The 20,291-nt window shown below is 40.7% G+C and carries 25 protein-coding genes; 18 read left to right on the forward strand and 7 right to left on the reverse strand.

The features are described from left to right. The first annotated feature begins 23 nt into the window (after window positions 1–23). The 10 genes from BN3456_RS14985 to BN3456_RS15030 all read left to right on the forward strand — a co-directional run bounded on the left by BN3456_RS14985 (window position 24) and on the right by BN3456_RS15030 (window position 9,597). Window positions 24–1,046, forward strand: a complete 1,023-nt coding sequence (locus BN3456_RS14985) for a rod shape-determining protein (RefSeq protein ID WP_089985504.1) — start codon at window positions 24–26, stop codon at window positions 1,044–1,046. Window position 1,047: 1 nt separating this feature from the next. Beyond that, on the forward strand, window positions 1,048–1,914 hold the full coding sequence (mreC, locus tag BN3456_RS14990; protein ID WP_089985506.1) for a rod shape-determining protein MreC: 867 nt from the start codon (window positions 1,048–1,050) through the stop codon (window positions 1,912–1,914). A 20-nt stretch (window positions 1,915–1,934) separates the two neighbouring features. Further along, a complete protein-coding gene (gene mreD, locus BN3456_RS14995; RefSeq protein ID WP_089985508.1) occupies window positions 1,935–2,468 on the forward strand; it encodes a rod shape-determining protein MreD in 534 nt (177 codons plus the stop codon). Beyond that, window positions 2,461–5,328: a penicillin-binding transpeptidase domain-containing protein gene (locus BN3456_RS15000; RefSeq protein WP_089985509.1), complete on the forward strand. Its 2,868-nt coding sequence runs from the start codon at window positions 2,461–2,463 to the stop codon at window positions 5,326–5,328. The genes mreD and BN3456_RS15000 overlap by 8 nt, the downstream gene beginning before the upstream one ends. An 89-nt stretch (window positions 5,329–5,417) precedes the next feature. After that, a complete protein-coding gene (locus BN3456_RS15005) occupies window positions 5,418–6,062 on the forward strand; it encodes a septum site-determining protein MinC (RefSeq protein WP_089985511.1) in 645 nt (214 codons plus the stop codon). A gap of 28 nt (window positions 6,063–6,090) precedes the next feature. Further along, window positions 6,091–6,882 (forward strand): septum site-determining protein MinD, encoded by a 792-nt coding sequence (gene minD / locus BN3456_RS15010; RefSeq protein ID WP_089985512.1) that lies wholly within the window; start codon window positions 6,091–6,093, stop codon window positions 6,880–6,882. Between the two features lie 12 nt (window positions 6,883–6,894). Next, window positions 6,895–7,104 (forward strand): cell division topological specificity factor MinE, encoded by a 210-nt coding sequence (locus BN3456_RS15015; protein ID WP_089985514.1) that lies wholly within the window; start codon window positions 6,895–6,897, stop codon window positions 7,102–7,104. Further along, a complete protein-coding gene (locus BN3456_RS15020) occupies window positions 7,101–8,231 on the forward strand; it encodes an FtsW/RodA/SpoVE family cell cycle protein (protein ID WP_089985516.1) in 1,131 nt (376 codons plus the stop codon). The genes BN3456_RS15015 and BN3456_RS15020 overlap by 4 nt, the downstream gene beginning before the upstream one ends. 12 nt (window positions 8,232–8,243) lie before the next feature. Beyond that, window positions 8,244–8,639 carry a methylglyoxal synthase gene (locus BN3456_RS15025; protein WP_089985517.1) on the forward strand — a complete coding sequence of 132 codons (396 nt, stop codon included), beginning with the start codon at window positions 8,244–8,246 and terminating at the stop codon, window positions 8,637–8,639. Further along, on the forward strand, window positions 8,623–9,597 hold the full coding sequence (locus BN3456_RS15030; RefSeq protein ID WP_347458078.1) for a D-alanyl-D-alanine carboxypeptidase family protein: 975 nt from the start codon (window positions 8,623–8,625) through the stop codon (window positions 9,595–9,597). Before BN3456_RS15025 ends, BN3456_RS15030 begins: the two co-directional genes overlap by 17 nt. A gap of 76 nt (window positions 9,598–9,673) precedes the next feature. On the opposite strand, the gene BN3456_RS15035 is transcribed toward BN3456_RS15030, so the two are convergent. Next, on the reverse strand, window positions 9,674–9,877 hold the full coding sequence (locus BN3456_RS15035; protein ID WP_089985519.1) for a DUF378 domain-containing protein: 204 nt from the start codon (window positions 9,875–9,877) through the stop codon (window positions 9,674–9,676). A gap of 119 nt (window positions 9,878–9,996) precedes the next feature. Here BN3456_RS15035 and BN3456_RS15040 point away from each other — a divergent pair, with 119 nt between their 5' ends. The 7 genes from BN3456_RS15040 (at window position 9,997) to BN3456_RS15070 (ending at window position 15,725) form a co-directional block, all read left to right on the forward strand. Next, window positions 9,997–11,376 carry an HlyD family efflux transporter periplasmic adaptor subunit gene (locus tag BN3456_RS15040; protein WP_089985520.1) on the forward strand — a complete coding sequence of 460 codons (1,380 nt, stop codon included), beginning with the start codon at window positions 9,997–9,999 and terminating at the stop codon, window positions 11,374–11,376. A gap of 18 nt (window positions 11,377–11,394) precedes the next feature. Beyond that, window positions 11,395–12,087 (forward strand): YggS family pyridoxal phosphate-dependent enzyme, encoded by a 693-nt coding sequence (locus BN3456_RS15045; protein WP_089985522.1) that lies wholly within the window; start codon window positions 11,395–11,397, stop codon window positions 12,085–12,087. Between the two features lie 78 nt (window positions 12,088–12,165). Then, the gene (locus BN3456_RS15050) at window positions 12,166–12,699 is read left to right on the forward strand and encodes a cell division protein SepF (protein ID WP_089985523.1); all 534 of its coding nucleotides are present in this window, start codon (window positions 12,166–12,168) and stop codon (window positions 12,697–12,699) included. Between the two features lie 7 nt (window positions 12,700–12,706). Beyond that, entirely contained in the window at window positions 12,707–13,489 is a 783-nt protein-coding gene (locus BN3456_RS15055; RefSeq protein ID WP_089985525.1) for a YlmH/Sll1252 family protein, read from the forward strand. 25 nt (window positions 13,490–13,514) lie between these two features. Further along, window positions 13,515–14,027, forward strand: coding sequence for a signal peptidase II (lspA, locus tag BN3456_RS15060; protein WP_089985526.1), 513 nt, complete (start codon window positions 13,515–13,517; stop codon window positions 14,025–14,027). 6 nt (window positions 14,028–14,033) lie between these two features. Further along, window positions 14,034–14,939: an RluA family pseudouridine synthase gene (locus BN3456_RS15065; RefSeq protein WP_089985528.1), complete on the forward strand. Its 906-nt coding sequence runs from the start codon at window positions 14,034–14,036 to the stop codon at window positions 14,937–14,939. Between the two features lie 138 nt (window positions 14,940–15,077). Further along, on the forward strand, window positions 15,078–15,725 hold the full coding sequence (locus tag BN3456_RS15070; RefSeq protein WP_089985529.1) for a cytidylate kinase-like family protein: 648 nt from the start codon (window positions 15,078–15,080) through the stop codon (window positions 15,723–15,725). A 1-nt stretch (window position 15,726) separates the two neighbouring features. On the opposite strand, the gene BN3456_RS15075 is transcribed toward BN3456_RS15070, so the two are convergent. Continuing rightward, a complete protein-coding gene (locus BN3456_RS15075) occupies window positions 15,727–16,794 on the reverse strand; it encodes a tyrosine-type recombinase/integrase (RefSeq protein WP_089985531.1) in 1,068 nt (355 codons plus the stop codon). Window positions 16,795–17,064: 270 nt separating this feature from the next. Continuing rightward, window positions 17,065–17,436 carry a LysM peptidoglycan-binding domain-containing protein gene (locus tag BN3456_RS15080; protein WP_089985533.1) on the reverse strand — a complete coding sequence of 124 codons (372 nt, stop codon included), beginning with the start codon at window positions 17,434–17,436 and terminating at the stop codon, window positions 17,065–17,067. Window positions 17,437–17,666: 230 nt separating this feature from the next. Here BN3456_RS15080 and lexA point away from each other — a divergent pair, with 230 nt between their 5' ends. Further along, window positions 17,667–18,281 carry a transcriptional repressor LexA gene (lexA, locus tag BN3456_RS15085; RefSeq protein ID WP_089985599.1) on the forward strand — a complete coding sequence of 205 codons (615 nt, stop codon included), beginning with the start codon at window positions 17,667–17,669 and terminating at the stop codon, window positions 18,279–18,281. 105 nt (window positions 18,282–18,386) lie between these two features. On the opposite strand, the gene rsfS is transcribed toward lexA, so the two are convergent. From rsfS to yhbY, 4 genes are read right to left on the reverse strand one after another with little or no spacing between them, the layout of a single operon-like run. Then, on the reverse strand, window positions 18,387–18,737 hold the full coding sequence (gene rsfS, locus BN3456_RS15090; protein WP_089985535.1) for a ribosome silencing factor: 351 nt from the start codon (window positions 18,735–18,737) through the stop codon (window positions 18,387–18,389). A gap of 55 nt (window positions 18,738–18,792) precedes the next feature. Continuing rightward, a complete protein-coding gene (gene yqeK, locus BN3456_RS15095) occupies window positions 18,793–19,362 on the reverse strand; it encodes a bis(5'-nucleosyl)-tetraphosphatase (symmetrical) YqeK (protein WP_089985537.1) in 570 nt (189 codons plus the stop codon). An 18-nt stretch (window positions 19,363–19,380) separates the two neighbouring features. Continuing rightward, complete coding sequence (gene nadD / locus BN3456_RS15100) at window positions 19,381–19,983, reverse strand: nicotinate-nucleotide adenylyltransferase (RefSeq protein WP_089985538.1); 603 nt, start codon at window positions 19,981–19,983, stop codon at window positions 19,381–19,383. 9 nt (window positions 19,984–19,992) lie between these two features. After that, a complete protein-coding gene (gene yhbY / locus BN3456_RS15105; RefSeq protein ID WP_089985540.1) occupies window positions 19,993–20,283 on the reverse strand; it encodes a ribosome assembly RNA-binding protein YhbY in 291 nt (96 codons plus the stop codon). Window positions 20,284–20,291: the final 8 nt, after the last annotated feature.

Below are 20,291 nucleotides of genomic sequence, written 5' to 3' on the forward strand. Positions count from 1 at the left end.
ATGTCGGGAAGAAGGTTGCAGATATGGCAAGAAATGTATACGGACTTGATTTGGGAACGTATGAGATAAAATTATATGACAAAAAAAAGGATAAGATATCAAAAATAAAAAATGTAATTGCAATGCAGAACAAAAAGCATATTTTTTCTGTTGGCAGTGAAGCTTATGAGATGTATGAGAAAGCCCCGGGCAACATACAGGTGGTCTTTCCTATGCACAATGGAGTGATTGCGCATTTCGATGATATGCAGTATTTGATGCAGAAGGTTTTAGGGACGGAAAAGCAGTTTTCGCGTGGTGATAAATATGTGATTGCTGTCCCTACAGATGTGACAGAAGTTGAAAAGCGTGCCTTTTACGATTTGGTTTCTCATTCTACGGCAAAGGCAAAATCTGTTAGTATTGTGGCGCGGGGAATAGCTGATGCTGTAGGAATGGGACTTGATGTTTGGAGTGAAAAAGGCATTCTTGTGGCTAACTTTGGAGGGGAGACAACGGAATTGTCTGTCCTGGCATCAGGAGGGATGATCTTTAATCGTCTGATAAAAGTCGGCGGGGTACATTTTGATACGGCAATTGTAAATCTGGTTCGCCATAACCGTGACTTTCTCATGGGCCGGGTTACGGCTGAAAAGCTTAGAAAGAATTTCGGTGTATTTGAACAAGAGACCGACGCATCCTTAACCGTTGCCGGGAGAGATCTTATTATGGGGGTTCCGAAGCAGGACAGCATTCCCATCAGTCTTGTGCGTGCAGCAATGAAAGAACCTCTGGCAGAGTGTATTCATGCCATTAAAGCTATGATAGACAGAACGCCCCCGGATGTACACAGAAGGATTGAACAAAATGGTATCTATCTGACCGGCGGACTGGCAAATTTGAAAGGACTTTCTACGTATATAGAAGAGAGTACGGGCCTTAAGGTCACTGCATCACCGGCGCCCGAACTCAGTGCAGTAATAGGATTAAAGAAGATTATATTAGATAAAGATTACAGGAAATTGACATATTCTATGTTGGACGAAGATTACAGGTGGCTGAGATAATATGAAAAAGAAAAATCAAACCTCATCATCAAATAAATATTGGCTTGCGGGACTTTCCTTGTTCTGCATTCTCCTGATGGCTCTGTCTCTGGTTTCGGATAAGGCCGAAGGGCCGTTAAAGGGCATTGCAGGTGTAACAGTAATACCCATGCAGAAGGGCATCAGTCAGATAGGAATCTGGCTTGGGGATATCAGTGACAATTTTGATACACTGCAGGATATGAAAAAGGAAAACGACCGGCTTCAGAAAAAGGTAGATGAACTGATAACGGAAAACAATAATCTGCAGGAAGAAAAATATGAGCTGGAACGACTGCAGAATTTATATAAACTAGATCAGAACTATGCAGATTATAAAAAGACCGGAGCTCATGTTATCGGAAAGGATTCTGGAAACTGGTTCAGTACTTTCACCATCGACAAGGGCAGCAATGATGGAATCAAAGTGAATATGAATGTCATGGCCGGAAGCGGCCTGGTAGGAATCGTTACAAAGACAGGGCCAACCTGGTCCACAGTCCGCTCCATTATTGATGATTCCAGCAATGTCAGCGGAATGGCCCTTTCCACTTCCGACAAATGTATGGTGCGGGGAGATCTGATGCTGATAAATGACGGGAAAATCCGTTTTGAACAGATGGAGAATAATGAGAATAAAGTGCAGGTGGGAGATCAGATTGTAACTTCCCATATCAGTGATAAATACCTGCAGGGGATTTTAATCGGCTATATCAGTGAGATTACCGTAGATTCCAATAATCTTACACGCTCCGGCTATATTACACCTGTGGTTGACTTTAAAAATTTACAGGAGGTGCTGGTCATTACGACTACTAAAGCAGATCTGACCGGCAAAGAAACAAAGTAAAGAATAGGAGATCAGTCTAAATGAAGATGAAAAAGGCCAAAAGAATTGTTGTGACTGCTGTCATATTTATTGTATGCTATCTTTTACAGTGCACAGTGTTTGGGCACCTTACTCTGGCTTCTGTTAAACCGAATCTACTGCTTATTGTTACTGCATCCTTCGGATTTATGAGAGGCTCAAGGGAGGGAATGTTTGTAGGCTTTTTCTCCGGACTTCTGATGGATATACAGTTTGGAAATGTTTTAGGGCTCTATGCCCTGATATATCTGCTCACAGGATTTATCAATGGTTTGTTCCAGCACGTATATTACGATGAAGATATTAAATTACCCTTGGCTTTAATCGCAGGAAGCGAATTCCTTTACGGCCTGGTCATTTACTTCTTGATGTTTATGCTGCGAAGTGAATTCCACTTTACTTATTATCTTAGTCATAATATCATACCTGAGCTCATATATACTATTGTTGCTGCGCTCGGAATATACCCGTTGATTTTATATTTAAATCATAAACTGGAAACAGATGAAAAAAGGAGTGCAAGTAAATTTGTTTGAGCGTATAAGAGATATTATATACCGAATTGTTAAATCTCGGCTGTTTGTCCTGGTTCTTGTGTTTTGTGTCCTGTTTGCCATATTGATCAATCGGGTGTTTTATTTACAGATTGTGAAGGGAAAGTATTATCTGGACAACTATAAACTTCAGATCAGAAAGACAAGAGAAATCCCCGGAACCAGAGGAAACATCTATGACAGAAACGGAAAGCTGCTGGCCTACAATGAACTGGCCTATTCTGTAACTATGGAAGACAACATCACAGCTGATACAAGAACAGAAAAGAATAAAATTTTGAATGGAATTCTGGACAAAATTATCAAAATCGTGGAATCCAACGGAGACTCCGTTATCAATGATTTTGGAATTGTTCTTGATTCTGCCGGAAACTATGAGTTTTCTCAGACGGATAAGACACTGAGGTTACGTTTTATTGCTGATGTGTATGGGTTTAAGACAATTGATGAGCTTGACGAAAAACAAAAGAATGCATCAGCAGAGGATATTATTAATTATCTGTGTACGGATAAAACATACGGTTTTGGACTAAACGTGAAGAAATTGGATAAACCATACATCTTGAAAATGGTGAATCTCCGCTATGCCATCAATCTTAATAGTTTTCAAAAATTCATTCCTACAATCCTTGCGACAGATGTCAGCGACGAGACTGTAGCAGCGATTATGGAGAACATGGACAAGCTTGATGGGGTAGATGTAGCAGAAGATTCTATGCGACGCTATACAGATAGTAAATATTTTGCTTCCATTATCGGCTATACAGGGAAGATTTCTCAGGAAGAGTACGATGCCCTGGATAAGGAAGCAAAAAAACAGTACACCAAGACGGATATTATTGGAAAGTCAGGTCTCGAAAAGACAATGGATGATGTCCTGCAGGGAAAAAAAGGTGAGATAGAGTTGTACGTAGATAGTGTGGGCAAGATTACGGAAACTGTTAGCAACAAGGACCCGGAGGCAGGTAATGATGTATATCTGACTATTGACAAGGATTTGCAGGAACAGACTTACCAGCTGCTGGAAGAAAAGCTTGCAGGTATCGTGCTGAACAAGCTCAGAAATGTAATGAACTATGATCCCAGCACAGCACCCGATGCTAAAGATATTATTATTCCGGTGGATGATGCCTACAATGCGTTTATCGGAAACGAAATTATAGATGAATCTCACTTTGGTGCAGATGATGCAAAGCCGGTGGAAAAACAGGTTTATTCCATATTTACAGATAAAAAAGCCTCGGCTGTCAAAGCGATTATCAATGAAATGAACAACAGTGGTGCCGCAGCTTATAAGAATCTGACGGACGAGATGAAGGCATATATGGACTACATTTCCATCGATGTACTGCAGAACGATACGGGTATTCTTATGAAGGATACAATAGATACGAGTGATAAGACTTATCAGCAATGGACCAAGGATGAAACAATCAGCCTGCATCAGTACCTGAATTATGCCATTTCACAGAACTGGGTAGACACCTCAAAGTTGTCGGATTATGTATCCGCAGAAAAATATTCCGATTCTGAGGAGATTTATCAGGGAATTTTAACATTTTTACAAGATTATTTGAGTTCAGATATCAATTTCGACAAACTTCTCTACAAATATCTTATAAAATCAGGGGGTATCAGTGGAGGACAGATTTGCGCCATGGTATATGAGCAGGGTGTACTGCCCATGGATGAGCCGGCATATAACGGTCTGGTCAGCGGGACTGTGGATTCTTATACATGGCTTTATCAGAAAATCCAGAGTCTGGAAGTTACGCCCGGTCAGCTTGCTTTGGAGCCCTGTACAGGCTCGGCCGTAGTCAGTGATCCAAATACCGGACAAGTGCTGGCATGCGTATCCTATCCCGGCTATGATAATAACCGGCTGTCCAACACTATGGATTCCAAGTATTACAATCAGCTTGTAACCGGGCTTTCCCGTCCCTTCTACAATAACGCGACCCAGGAACGCACAGCACCCGGGTCAACTTACAAAATGGTTTCCTCTGTCGCCGGGCTGACAGAAGGTGTTATTACAGGAGGTACTTATATCAACTGTACTGGGGAGTTTGATAAGGTTACGCCAAGTCCCAGATGCTGGATTTATCCGGGATATCATGGTACTCTAAGCGTAGTGGGTGCCCTGGAGGTTTCCTGCAACGATTTCTTTTACGAAGTCGGGTATGACTTAGGGATGGATTCCGGAGGAAATTATGACAGTGATAAGGGCGTGGAGGCTTTGGCAAAATACGCGAAAGACTTTGGACTTGGAGAAAAGTCGGGTCTGGAAATTCCAGAATCAGATCCTCAGATTTCCGACGAATATTCGGTCCAGTCGGCCATCGGACAGGGAACCAACAACTACACAGTCAGTCAGCTGAACAGATATGTTGCAGCAGTGGCCAATCGGGGGACAGTCTACGACCTGACCCTGCTGGGTAAAACCACTGATGTAAACGGGAAATTGATTAAACAGTATGAGCCCGTTGTTGATCATGAAATGAAAGATGTGAGCAGTAGCACATGGGATCTGGTACATCAGGGCATGGAAGCCGTGATCGGTTACAACTCAACGACCTTTTCCGGATTGGATATTTCCATGGCCGGAAAAACAGGTACCGCACAACAAAGTGCCATACATCCGGATCACGGTTTGTTTGTCGGGTATGCCCCTGCCGAATCGCCGGAAATTGCAATTGCAGTTCGTATAGCAAATGGCTACAGCTCCTCCTATGCGGCCGAGATAGGAAGAGACATTGTACGAGCAAACTTTAAGCTTGCCGACAAGAACGAGTTAATCACCAGATCCGCCGCAGACCTGGGCGGTGCCATAGCTGGCGACTGACCGATAGTGATTAGTGAGGTTTTTTACGAACTGACCGAAAAGAACTTCCTTAGTAAGAAAGAACTGTGATAGAAAGGACTGTAAAGTACATGGACAAGCTGGTAACGATTAAGAGCTGCAGATATGGACTTAAGGTTCATCTGAATCCGGAGGTTGCATTTGATGTCCTGTTGGAGGGTATAGCTTCTAGATTCAGGGACTCTGCAAGGTTTTTTGAAGGTTCTAAAATGGCAGTTTCGTTTCTGGACAGGATACTTTCAGATGAGCAGGAAAAGGAAATTCTGGAATTGATGACTGAAATCACCGGAATTGATATTGTCTGCATCATTGACTGTGATAAAGAAAATGAAATGACATACAGAAGCATTGTGGAGAATACGCTCACCAATATCCAGAAAAGAGACGGGCAGTTCTACAGAGGTACATTAAGAAAAAGGCAGGTGCTGGAGTCCGATACAAGCATCATCATACTTGGTGATGTTGAGCCGGGTGCGAAAATAATTGCGAAAGGAAATGTTGTTATTGTCGGTTCTCTGTTTGGTTCAGTCCAGGCGGGAGCAGCGGGAAACAGAGACGCTTATATTGTCTCTTTAGCCATGCAGCCAACACATATTCGGATTAGCAACATTGACGGAAAGCGTCAGATTATTTATCAGGAGAGCGCCAAAATTAAAGGTCCAAAGATAGCAGTAGTCGATGGGAACCGCATATATGTGGATCCGCTGATAGATTAGGCATAACACAAGTAGGAGGAAGAAAACCATGGGAGAAGTTATTGTCATTACATCCGGAAAAGGCGGGGTCGGGAAGACGACCACGACAGCGAATATAGGAATTGGCCTGGCGCAGCTTGGCAAGAAAGTTATTGTCATAGATACAGACTTGGGCCTGCGGAATCTGGATGTGGTCATGGGGCTTGAAAACAGGATTGTCTATAATCTGGTTGATGTAATAGAGGGAAGCTGCCGCCTGAAACAGGCTTTAATTAGGGACAAGCGTTTTCCTGAGCTGTATCTGCTTCCGTCTGCTCAGACAAGAGATAAGACTGCAGTTTCACCGGAACAGATGCGTAAGCTGATCGGAGACTTGAAAGATGAGTTTGACTATATCCTTCTGGACTGTCCTGCCGGCATTGAACAAGGTTTTGAAAATGCTGTGGCAGGGGCTGACAGAGCGATTATCGTTACTACACCGGAGGTATCTGCTATTCGGGACGCAGACCGTATCATCGGCCTTTTGGAGGTCCATGGAATCAAGAAAAATGATTTGATTATTAACCGGCTTCGCGTAGACATGGTAAAGCGCGGAGATATGATGTCTGTGGATGATGTTACCGAGATCCTGGCAATTCATCTGCTGGGAGTAATTCCTGATGACGAACATGTGGTTATTGCGACAAATCAGGGAGAACCTATCATCGGTACAGACTGTATGGCAGGCCAGGCTTATTCCAATGTCTGCAGACGTATTATGGGAGAAGAAGTTCCGGCCTTGGATTTTGGCAAAACGGAAGGGTTTCTCTCAAAACTTTCCAGCCTGTTTAAAAAAAATTAGGGGGGAAATGCTATGAGTGTACCATCTGTTGATGTTGCGAAAGAGAGACTGAAAACTCTGCTGTTGGCAGACAGAATGCAGTGCACACCCGAAACGGCGGAAAAGTTTTCCGCGGATATCTATCATACAATATCGAAATATTTGGAGATTAACCCCAATGATTTCAACATTAAGATAACACGTACAGATATACATATTAAGATTACAGGAGAAAACCATTGAAATTTATTCTTCAGAATATCAGGCAGAGATATCACTTAAAGGATTATAAATTGGGTCTGGCAGCACTTGTGACTGCAATTTCCATTATTGGCATATTTGTGGTGGGAAGTGCACAGGCCGCGGTTCAGGGAAAGCAAATCGCAGGGGTCATATTCGGAACTATTGTCATGATTGTTGTTTCGCTAATCGACTATGAGTGGGTGCTGAATTTGTATTGGCCTTTATACGGACTTAATCTTATTCTGCTCCTGGCAGTCCGGTTTTTTGGTGAAGAGGTGAATGGAGCAACCAGATGGCTGAATCTGGGCTTCGTTCAATTTCAGCCTTCGGATCTGACAAAAATTATTACCGTTTTATTTTTTGCAAAATTCCTTATGGAACGAAAGCAGAAAATAAACAATAAAATGACGATTATACAGGCGGTTGCTCTTATTTTACCATCACTTTTTCTAATATATAAGCAGCCCAACCTTTCTAATACAATTTGTCTGGCGACATTGTTCTGTATTATGCTGTATATGGGAGGCTTAAGCTACAAGTTTATCGGAACAGTGCTTGCAATTGTAATTCCCACATCTATTTTATTATTGGCGGTGGTAGTACAGCCAAATCAGCCGTTTTTAAAAGGCTATCAACAGAAGCGTATTCTTGCCTGGCTGGAGCCCGAAAAGTATGCTACAGATGAGGCATACCAGCAGATTAATTCGGTTATGGCCATTGGATCCGGAATGTTGGCGGGCAAAGGGTACAATAATAACACGACAACCTCCGTAAAAAACGGAAACTTTATTTCAGAACCTCAGACAGACTTTATTTTTGCAATTATTGGAGAAGAATTAGGCTTTGTGGGTTGTTGTATTGTGATAATTTTGTTATTATTAATTGTAATTGACTGCATTTTGATTGGTGTTAAAGCAAAAGACACAGGAGGGAAACTCATCTGTGGTGGAGTTGCCACACTAATAGGAATACAAACATTTATTAATATTAGTGTGGCAACGCAGATATTCCCGAACACAGGAATCTCACTGCCTTTTGTGAGTTATGGACTGACTTCCATAGTGTGCTTTTATATGGGAATTGGTTTTGTTCTGAATGTCGGCTTGCAGCCTAATAAATATCAATAGAGGAGAGCATATATGAACATAGGATTGGTCGCACATGATGCGAAAAAGAAATTAATGCAGAACTTCTGTATTGCATACAGGGGGATTTTAAGCAAACATAGCTTGTTTGCCACCGAAACAACTGGAAATCTAGTAGAGAGTGTAACAAATTTAAACATTCATAAATATCTCCCAGGACATCTGGGAGGAAATCAGCAGATTGGTGCACAAATTGAACACAATGAAATGGATTTGCTGATATTTTTCCGAGATCCGCTGACCCCCCGTTCACATGAACCAGATGTCAATGATATTGTAAAATTGTGCGATGTTTATAATATCCCTATAGCAACCAATATTGCGACAGCGGAGGCATTGATTTTAGCACTGGATAGAGGAGATCTTGACTGGCGTGAAATGTATAAATAAAAGAATTTCTGCTGCAGTATGCATGGTTCTTTCACTAATTTTAGGAGGTTGTAGTGCTCTTGGTGGAGGATCTTCTGCAGCAGAAGAATATGAACAGCAGTATTACAATAAATCATTGTATCAAGATAAGATGTTTGCTTCGGATTTGTGTGTGACAGATACGGATGTATCCCTGAAAGGATATGCTGCAGATGAGAGTCTGCATGCAGCCGGGCTCTTTGATCTAAAGAGTGAAAAAGTTCTTTATGCGGATAAAATACATGAAAAGTTGTTTCCGGCCAGTACGACAAAAATTATGACTGCATATTTAACTCTAAAATATGGCAATCTGGATGACATTGTGACAGTGGGATCCGATGCAGTCCAATTTTCATATGACGAACAGGTATGTGGACTTCAGGCCGGAGATACAGTGACTCTTTATGATTTACTCTGTGGCCTTGTCTTATACTCAGGCAATGACAGTGCTGTGGCAATTGCAGAATATCTGGGAGGAAGTATGGAAGGATTTGCCGATATGATGAACAGGGAGGCAAATGCCCTTGGGGCGACTAATACTCATTTTGTCAATCCCCATGGCTTGCAGAACGACAATCACTATACAACGGCATATGATCTATATCTCATGTTTAATGCCTGTACCAAGGATCAGCGTTTCCTGGATATTATTTCTATGGATTCCTATACCGGGACGTTAAAGAGCAGTGACCAGATGGTTCGCACAGTGGTATGGACGCCGACAAACTACTATTCTCAGGGATTGGTAAAGGCGCCATCAGATATAAACATATTCGGCGGCAAAACCGGAACAACAGACGAGGCTGGCTCTTGTGTTATCTTATATAGCCGGGATATGGAAAATAATCCTTACATATCTATTATGATGGGTGCGCCTGATAAAGATATTTTATACAGTGATATGACTTCCCTTCTGACAATCGGAATCCCCGCACCTTAGCAAGATAAAAATGTATGGACAAAAAGTCTCAAGGTACTTTTTGTCCATACATTTTTATACAACAATTGCTTTAAAATTACTCTGACATGCCTTTTATTCTTCCGAACAGGCTGATTAGGTAAAGACCGCACAAACCGATAATCGTATAAATTATTCTGGAAAGCCAGCTTAAATTTCCAAAGAGAAAGGCTACTAAATCGAATCGAAAAATACCAACCAGAAGCCAGTTGACAGCTCCGATTATCACAAGTGTCAGAGCAGTATAATCAAACCACTTCATATTATTTCCTCCTTTTCCATATCGATACTTTTATTATTGCCGCAAAAACTGGAAATATACATATAAAAATGTTATACTAAATCTGATTTTATTTTAAGATATTACAGGAGGGAGATATTTTGCCATCCAAAAGGAATACGTCCATTAATATAAAAAGATATAAAAGAAAGCGTGAAATGAATATAGGAGTTTTCATTTTTGCGATTATGTTCCTCTACCTTATAATAACTGTTATCATGTACGCCGCACAGAAGAGGGTATCCATTTATGAAGTGCGTGAAGGCAGCATTCTCAATGATTATTCTTACAACGGTCTTGTAATCAGAGATGAGACTGTAGTAGATGCTGAAGAATCTGGATATATCAATTATTGCCAGGGTGATAGCAGCAAAGTAAAATCCGGTGCCAATGTATATGTGATTTCTTCTAAAAAAATGGCCTATGATGATAAGGCAAAAGAAAGAGCTGCCCCCTTGAACAAGGAAGAGCAGAACACCATCAGGGTTAAAATGCAGAATTTCAATGAAAATTTTAATACACAAAAGTTTTCATCTGTCTATTCTTTAAAAAATGAAATTGCAAATGCCTTTCTCCTTGCGGCCCATCAGACCCAAACGTCTAGAATAGAAGAAATGCTTGCCGACAACGGCACCAATGCAAATATTTATACGTCTCCCAGGGACGGAATTTTTGTATTGGATTTTGACGGATATGAATCCTTAACCGCAGACTCCTTCCAGAAAAAAGATTTTGATAAAAGCAACTACAAAAAGGTAAGCCTGGAAGATAGCATGAATATTGAAAAAGGCAAACCGGTCTACAAGCTTATATCTAACGAAGACTGGTCTGTGCTCATAGAACTGGATGAGGATATTGCAAAGAAATTATCAGATCTGACTTATGTGAAGACCCGGATAGACAAGGATAGTGAGTCCATATGGGCCAATTTTTCTATTGTAAAGAAAGAGGGAGAATATTACGGGAAGCTGGATTATGACAATTCAATGATCCGTTATGCTAATGACAGGTTTCTGAATGTTGAATTGATTCTGGAAGATGAAAGAGGACTAAAAATTCCCAGAAGCAGCGTAGTAGAGCAGGACTTCTATGAAGTACCTCAGGAGTATATTACATTTGGCGGCAATAGCTCATCTTCTGGGGTAATGGTTCGGGGAAAAGGTGGAACAGCCGTTTTTCGTACGGCAGATATCTATAAATCTACGGAGGATGGACAAGTGTATTTAAGCCCTCTGGATCTGAAAGCCGGCACAGTGCTCATAAAGCCGGAATCTTCGGAGGCAATGGAATTATCTGAAACAAAACCCCTGAAAGGTGTCTATAATATTAACAAAGGGTATGCCGTATTCAGACAGGTCACTATTCTCGCCGAAAGTGATGAATATTATATTGTCAAGGAAGGCGACTCCCAGGGCCTGTTCAACTACGACCATATTGTTCAGGAAGGTGATTCTGTCAGAGAAGACGAGGTTGTATTTTAAGCAGAGAGGTGACAATAAATGTTAAAACAACAGTTGGAAGAAGTCGAGAAAAAAATACAGGGTGCCTGTGAGCGGGCCAAAAGGACAAGGGACGAGGTGGCACTGATTGCTGTCAGCAAGACAAAACCTGTGGCTGTTCTTCAGGAAGCGTATGACCTTGGTATACGTGTTTTTGGGGAAAACAAAGTGCAGGAACTTACAGAAAAACAGGAAGCTCTGCCCAATGATATTCAATGGCATATGATTGGACATCTCCAGACAAATAAGGTGAAATACATTGTTGATAAGGTTGCATTAATTCATTCCGTAGATTCTCTGAAGCTGGCAAAAACCATTGAAAAGGAGTCTGCAAAGAAGAATTGTGTAACACATATTTTGATCGAGGTAAATGTAGCTGAAGAGGAAAGTAAATTTGGACTTAAAATGATGGAAGTGATTCCATTTATTGAAAAAATAGCTTTATTTAAGCACATTAAGGTGGATGGCCTCATGACAATTGCTCCATTTGTTGATAATCCTGAAGATAATCGCTCAGTTTTCGCTAATTTACAAAAATTATCTGTTGACATTGAGAAGAAAAACATTGATAATGTTAATGTAAGTATACTTTCAATGGGGATGACCAATGATTACGAGGTTGCGATTGAAGAAGGAGCAACTATGGTTCGCGTGGGAACCGGAATCTTTGGTGCCAGGAATTATACCGCATAGCGCATAATAAACTGGATCAGAAAGTATCTTTAAAAATATATTTATGCGTCGGGAGAGTGCATAAGATAGGAGTGTAAAATGGGTGTGTTTGATAAATTTTTGGACATCATGAAGTTGAATGACGACGAATACGACGATGACGACTTCTATGATGACGAATTTGATAATGACGAATTTGATGAAAAACCGCGTCACTCTCTGTTTGGTAAAAAGTCCGGCAGAGACGTATATGACGATTTTGATATTCAGGAGGATAAAAAATCTGTATCTGCAGGCGGCAAGGTGACACCAATGCGGCAGCCTGTTTCCAGAAGAAGTGCGGCTATGGAAGTCTGTGTAGTTAAGCCTTCATCTGTGGATGATTCAAGAGAAATTACAGAGACACTGCTGGCAGGTCGCACAGTTATTTTGAATCTGGAAGGTATGGATTTGGAAATAGCGCAGCGTATCATTGATTTTATTTCCGGTGCGACTTTCGCAATCAACGGTAATCTTCAGAAGATATCTAATTATATCTTCCTTGTGACACCGACGAATGTTGATATTTCCGGTGATTTGCAGGATTTGCTGGGTGGATCCATGGAATCAGCTAATGTGAGGGGAAGATATTAAATCTGTTATGTTGAAGGATGAACAATTATTGGCAAAACGTCTGATAGAACTTTCAAAGACAGCGTACTACCGTGACACTATTACATATTCAGATTTTTTGAATTTGAATGAATTGAATATTTTGCATTCTCTGCCAAAGGACATGCTTGATACAAACTATGCCACCTTTGGCGGATATAATTCAGCAGAGCGTCAGATGGCAGCATTTCTTCCTGATGCTCTTTCTTTTAGCGAAACCCGGGAGACAGATTTAGAAGACATTGGGTTTCCCTTTGCTGCTGTCAGTATAGCACCGCTCCATGAAAAGTTTGCCCAGATTCTTTCCCATCGAGATTACCTGGGGGCAATTCTCAATCTTGGCATTGAGCGCTCCAAATTAGGTGATATCCTGGTTGAAGGAGATAAGTCGGTTGTTTTTATTCATGAAGGGCTTAGTTCTTTTCTGCAGGAGGAATTAAGCAGGGTTGGTCATACCAGTGTAAAGCTCTGTGAAATGAACCTTAAAGATTATCATTATACGCCCCGCTTTGAGGAAATCAAAGGGACCGTCGCATCAGTTCGACTGGATAGCCTTCTGTCACTTGTTTTTTCTTCTTCACGCACAAAGTTAACTAGTCTGATTGAAGGGGAAAAGGTTTTTGTCAATGGAAGGCTCATGACGACTAATTCCTGCCAGGTAAAAGAAGAGGATGTCATTTCCGTCAGGGGAATGGGAAAAATCAGGTATAAAGGAATATTATCACGCACAAAAAAGAATCGGTTTCTTATATTAATCCATAAATATATATGAAACAACCATACCAAGGAGTATAAGCATGAACAATAGGAAAATAGGACATATTCAAAGTTATTTGCTGGCTGTCCTGGGATGTGCCGCACTGATAATAGCAGACCAGTTTACAAAGCATCTTGCTGCCTTGCACTTGAAAAGTCAGGAACCTTTTATTATCTGGAAAGGTGTATTTAAACTGGAATATTTGGAAAACCGGGGAGCCGCTTTCGGTATTATGCAAAACCGACAGCTTCTGCTCAGTTTGGGGGCCATTTTGATTATCTGCCTGGTCACATATTTCTATGGACGCATGCCACATACATCTCGGTTTTATCTGCTTCGCATCTGTTCCGTCATGGTGTGCGCAGGTGCGGTGGGGAATTTAATAGACAGGGTGCGGCAGAATTATGTGGTTGATTTTTTTTATTTTGAACTGATAAATTTTCCGATTTTTAATGTAGCTGACTGCTACGTTGTTGTTTCATGCATCTTGTTTGGATTCTCCATCCTTTTCTACTACAGGGAAGAGGAACTTAATTTTTTTAAGAAGGGATAAAAGCAGATGGAAGATTTATTTTTTACAGCGGAAACAGCCGGAATGAGAATCGATAAATTTCTTTCAAATGCTGTGGACAATGTTTCCAGATCTTATATTCAAAAGCTGATTGAGAATGGTGCAGTCACAGTGAACGGAAAGGAGGTTAAGTCCAATTATAAAACAGGTTCTGGAGATTTGATAGCCATACACCTCCCTGAGCCTGAAATCCCTGACATTCAGCCGGAAGATATTCCGCTGGATATTTTATTTGAGGATGACGATATTTTGGTTGTAAATAAACCCAAGGGCATGGTTGTTCATCCAGCACCCGGACATTATAACCATACCCTTGTCAATGCTATTATGTTTCACTGCAGCAATAACCTATCTGGAATTAACGGAGTGTTAAGACCGGGAATTGTTCATCGGATCGACAAAGATACAACAGGCTCTTTACTTGTGTGTAAAAATGATGCCTCTCACCGAAGCCTGGCAGCGCAGCTTAAAGAACACAGCATAACCAGGAAATACCATGCAATTGTTCATGGAAATCTTAAAGAAGATACAGGCATTATTGATGCCCCGATAGGACGTCATCCAATAGACAGAAAAAAAATGAGCATAAATGTCCCTCATGGACGCAGTGCTGTTACACACTACAGAGTACTAAAACGTTTTGGAAATTTCACCTATATAGAATGTGAGTTGGAAACAGGACGCACCCACCAGATAAGAGTCCACATGGCATGTATTCATCATCCTATATTGGGGGATACTGTCTATGGACCGGCAAAATGTCCGTTTAAATTGGAGGGACAGACTCTGCATGCAAAAATACTTGGCTTCACGCATCCAACGACCTCTAAATATGTGGAATTTGATGCTCCACTCCCGGAATACTTTTTAGAGTTAATGAATAAGTTAAGATAAATATGCATACGAAAGCAAGCTTAATTGCGAAAATAATTCATTCATATTGTAAATGTTTGCGACATCTTGTATAATAATTAATGTAATGACCACATAAGTGGAACAAAAAGCTGTTTGACGTAAAGGAGAGTGACCGAAATGAAAACAAACACGATTATTACAATTGGCAGACAGTTCGGTAGTGCAGGCCGTGAAATAGGCTACAAAGTTGCTGACGACTTTGGAATTAAATTATATGACAAAGAAATGTTGATGCGAGCAGCAAAGGAAAGCGGAATCAGTGAAGAGATATTTGAAACTCATGACGAAAAGCCTACCAACAGCTTTTTATATTCTCTGGTAATGGATACTTATTCTATGGGGTATACCGGCAGTACTTATGCGGATATGCCTATTAATCACAAAGTCTTTCTGGCTCAATTTGATGCAATCAAAAAAATTGCCGATGATGGACCATGTATTTTAATAGGCCGATGTGCAGATTATGCCTTGGAATCCTATGAAAATGTAGTGAGCGTGTTTATCAATGCAGATTTGGACACACGAATCCGCAGAATTGCACGGAAATACGATCTCACTGACGCCAAAGCAAAAGACATGATCACTAAGACTGACAAGAAGCGCTCCAGTTATTATAATTACTATACCAATAAAAAATGGTCAGATGCGGAGAGTTATGAATTATGTCTAAACAGTGGCGAACTCGGTGTGGAGGGAACTGCAAAGGCAATTGAGCAGTATGTAATGCTTAAAGAAACTATCAAAACAGAAGATAAAAAATTGTAATTTATGGTTCTCTAAGCTTTACCGCTTTGGCAGCCTTTCTACGGCGGTTTTCATCTATAGCTGCATAATGTTTCTTGGTGGTATTTACATCTTTGTGGCCCAGAACATCGGCCACAAGGTAAATATCACCAGTTTCTTTATATAGCGAAGTGCCATATGTGCTGCGTAGTTTATGGGGAGTGATTTTCTTGTTCGGTGTAATTTGTCCGGCGTATTTTTTTACCATATTTTCTACGGCCTGCACCCCCATCCTGCGTCTCTGGGTGGAAAGGAAAAGCGCATTTTCGTGACCGGGCAGGGGAATGGAAGACTGCCTGGTAGTATAAATATACATCTTGAGCGCATTTTCAACTTCCTCGCCAAAATAGACAACCATTTCATTTCCACCTTTTCGCATAACTTTCACCCCGTTATTTTTAAAATCTACATCCTGGATATCCAGCCCCACACATTCGGAGACACGGATTCCGGTTCCAAGTAACAACGTTAGAATTGCAAGGTCTCTATTCCTTGTTTTCTCAAAATAAACCTTTCGCTGTCCGGTCAGATCATCACCGCCGTGTTCTACATATTCCAATAGAGATGCCACTTCATCAGCATCCAACCTGATGATTGCTTTGTCATGCAGCTTTGGCATATCTACCAGCAGGGTCGGATTATTTTGAATGGCCTGTCTCTTGAAAAAATAGGCATAGAAACTCCTCAGTGCAGACATCTTGCGCGCAAGGCCCTTCTCAGTATTTGTAATCTGTTTTTCCTCAGGCCCCCTATAAACCTTCAGATATTCCTCATATTCTTCGATATCGACCGGTTCAATGCGGTCTAGATCCTTCACAGTAAACATATCCATGGTATAGTTCTTATATACAGGATTATTCTCCATCAGAAAATGAAAGAATACACGAATGTCATAGGCATAAGATATTCGTGTTCTTGGAGAAGTTTTCGGCTCTATGGCACGAAAGTAATCCTTTGTAAAAGCAGGCATAGTTTTAAGTATTTCCCTAAGTCTCAGTGTATTGTCTATGTAGGCCTGCTCATGATAAGTTTTCCTTTTCTTATTAGACATTGCTTATACTCCTTGGTGAGGTTTTTTTGAATCTTCCCTTTTTAAATTATATCATATCTGCAACTCTTGGTCTACATCTATTGGAAAAATCAGTATTTGTCGTATAGATTGTTTTTACTTACTAAGCTATATTATATGTAAATGAGGCAGTATAAAGAAAACCTCCATCTTCTTTATGCTGCCTCTGGGTGAGTTTATATATCAATATATGTAGGGATTACATATTGATATCGTAATATATAACCAGAATAATTCCGCTAATATCTTTTTTTATTTGACGATAAATTCCGAACTATCATAAGCAACCATTAGATTCTGTCCGGCCTGAATATGATCTGAGCTCAATGAATTAATTTCTTTTAATGCCTGTACATAGTCGGGTATGGAAGTATAATCTTCTGTAATGTATGTCCTGGCAATGTCCCACAATGTATCACCGGGCTGAATTACAATACTTTTGTAATAGTTGAAATTAACAGGTTCCTCTTTACGGCTGTCATGTGCTGAACTTAATATACCTCCAAACAATGTACAAACACCAAAAACAATAAATACGGTAACAACCAATATGATAATCAGCCGGCGCAACTTCGTTGCCTCTTTTTGCGTGGCTGCATTTGAATTACTGCCTCTGCTTCCCATTATGTCCCCTCCTGTAGTATTGCTGTTTCTATTGCTATGTTCTTCTGTTACAAACATCTGTTCTCTATAGGTAAATTATATTACACGAACAAGTGTTTGTCAATAGTTTAAAGGAGGTTTCTCGAACATGTTTTCGTAACAAGTGTTTGCCTTTTGAATTCAGATATGATATTATATTTACAAGATTATGTTGTATGGTTATTTGTGCGGATAATAAAAAGGAGGGGCCTATGTCGCAGGGCAAGATCAGTAATAAGCAGTTAGAGATATTAGAGTGCATAAAGGAACAGACACTGAGAAGAGGATTCCCGCCTTCGGTGCGTGAGATTTGTGAGGCGGTAAATCTGAAATCTACTTCTTCTGTGCATTCCCATCTTGAAACACTTGAAAAGAATGGCTATATAAGGAGAGACCCCACAAAGCCTAGGGCGATAGAGATTTTGGACGATACCTTCAACCTTACAAGACGTGAAGTAGTGAATGTTCCTCTGGTTGGGAATGTTGCCGCCGGGGAACCTCTGCTTGCTCAGGAGCATATTGATGACTACTTTCCTATTCCAATGGAATTTATGCCCAATAACCAGACCTTTATGTTGAGGGTAAAGGGAGAAAGCATGATTAATGCAGGAATTTTCGATGAGGATATGGTGCTGGTTGAACAGGCTCAGACAGCTGCTAACGGAGATATGGTAGTTGCACTTGTGGAGGACGGGGCTACTGTCAAGACATTTTACAAGGAGAAGGGATATTACCGTCTTCAGCCGGAAAATGATAATATGGATCCGATTATTGTAAATGAAGTATCTATTCTCGGTAAGGTAATCGGCGTTTTCCGCTTTCTCTAAATTGAGTATCATCCTATTAGCTGCATAAAAACTTATGAATCAAGAAGAGCAGGAGGAGAAAATATGTTTAAGCATTACTTCTCTTCTCCTGCTTCTTTAATCAAATTACAGTGCTTCAATATTCACATCTTTTCCATCCCGCCATATTCTTTCCAGATCATAGAATAACCTGTTTTCTTTATCAAAAATGTGCACAATGACATCAACAAAGTCGAGCAGAATCCAATTTCCCGTTCCGTATCCTTCCCGTTGTTTTAATTGGAATCCGGCCTTATGCAGACAATCTTCCACATTATCTACCAGAGCGCTTACCTGACTTTGACTGTTTCCGTTTGCAATGATGAAGTAGTCTGCAAGAACCGAAACCTCAGAAATATCAATGATTTTGATATCTTCACCTTTTTTTTCATCCAATGCATTGTAAGCAATGCGTGCCATTTTCTTCGCTTTTTCCATAACATCCTCCTTTTGATTTATGCAAGTGAAACCCGCAAAGCGTATTTCATCTCGTTTATTTTTTTGAATAATACTCATAAGTTCTGACTGTCATAGGATCGATATCTCTTCCCATTTTTTTCAGATAAGTAATGGTTGAATCTGCACTTATAGCAACCGCCTCGTTGATGTTAGAAAATGCAATGTACCTTACCTGATCAAGAACAGGGATTTTCATACGTCCCGGCTCTATGTAGTCAGCAATATATATAATTTTTTCCAGTAATGTCATATCGGGTCTACCGGTAGTATGAAAGGTGATTGCATTGAGAATCTCAGCATCTTTTATATTATATTCATGCTCTGTAAGATATGCCCCGAGTTTTGCGTGTATCAGCGCAGGCATCATCAGTTCAGATTCTGTCAGGGGGATTTTGTATTCTCTGCATTGCTTTATCTGCTTTTTTATGGGGTACCCTTTGCCGCAGTCATGTAGAAGGCCGGCAAGCATAGCTTTCTCCATGTTCTCTCCATGACACATAGAAAGAGAAGCAGCTGTGTACATGACACCGATTGTGTGCCTGTAGCGCTCCGGCCTTAAATTCTTTTCTAATTTTTTCTGGATTCCTATGATATCATCCATCATGCATGAATGCCTCCTGCCTTACGTGTATAAGTGATGCTCTTTAATATAATCTGCAACCGCATCCGGTACCATATAATGAACTGTAAGCCCTCTGGATGCTCGTTTCCTTATAGTGGTAGAGGAGATTTCAAGCAGCGGTGCTCTTAAAAGTTCAATTTCTGCGTTGTATTTCATCTTCAGATATGAAATTTGTTTTTCCATATCTCCCACATCTTTATCATCTCTCATTGCGGCAAGTATAGTACAGGTGGTGAAAATACCCTTAAAATATTTCCACTCTTCGATTGCAAAGAGAGAATCTGCCCCCAGGATAAAATAAAATTGATTTCTGGGGTACATCTTATGAAAACTCAGCATTGTCTGGTAGGTATAAGAATGAACGCCCTCTTTCGCTTCATGCAGAGATATCTTGAAATGGGGTGAGGCGCTGATTGCTAGCTTAACCATCTCAATACGGTGCTGCAGGGAAGTATCCATTTCCTCTGCCTCCTTGTGAGGGGGGTTGCCGTTAGGCAAAAACCATATTTCATCAAGATTAAATTCTTCAAAAGCAAATTCACCCAAGAGTAGATGTCCTATGTGAATTGGGTCAAATGTGCCTCCCATAATACCAATCTTCATAACATTTACCTATGGAAGTACGATCTTTTTTTTGTCGTCCTTCCCCTCTCTGTATAATACAATTTTCTTGCCAATTACCTGTACAACCTGTGAGCGTGTTCTTTCTGCTATCATGTTTCCCATTTCTTTGGGATCATCCCCACAGTTCTGCAGTACACTGATTTTAATTAACTCACGGGCATCCAGAGCCTCCGAAATAGCTTCGGTAAGACCCGGTGTCACACTGGATTTGCCAATCTGAAAGACTGGGTCCATTGTCATGGCAAGGCTTTTTAAATACGCTCTCTGTTTTGTTGTCATTATTGTTT

Origin of the sequence: Clostridium sp. C105KSO13, assembly GCF_001517425.1 — a bacterium.
Lineage (GTDB): Bacteria > Bacillota > Clostridia > Lachnospirales > Lachnospiraceae > Muricomes.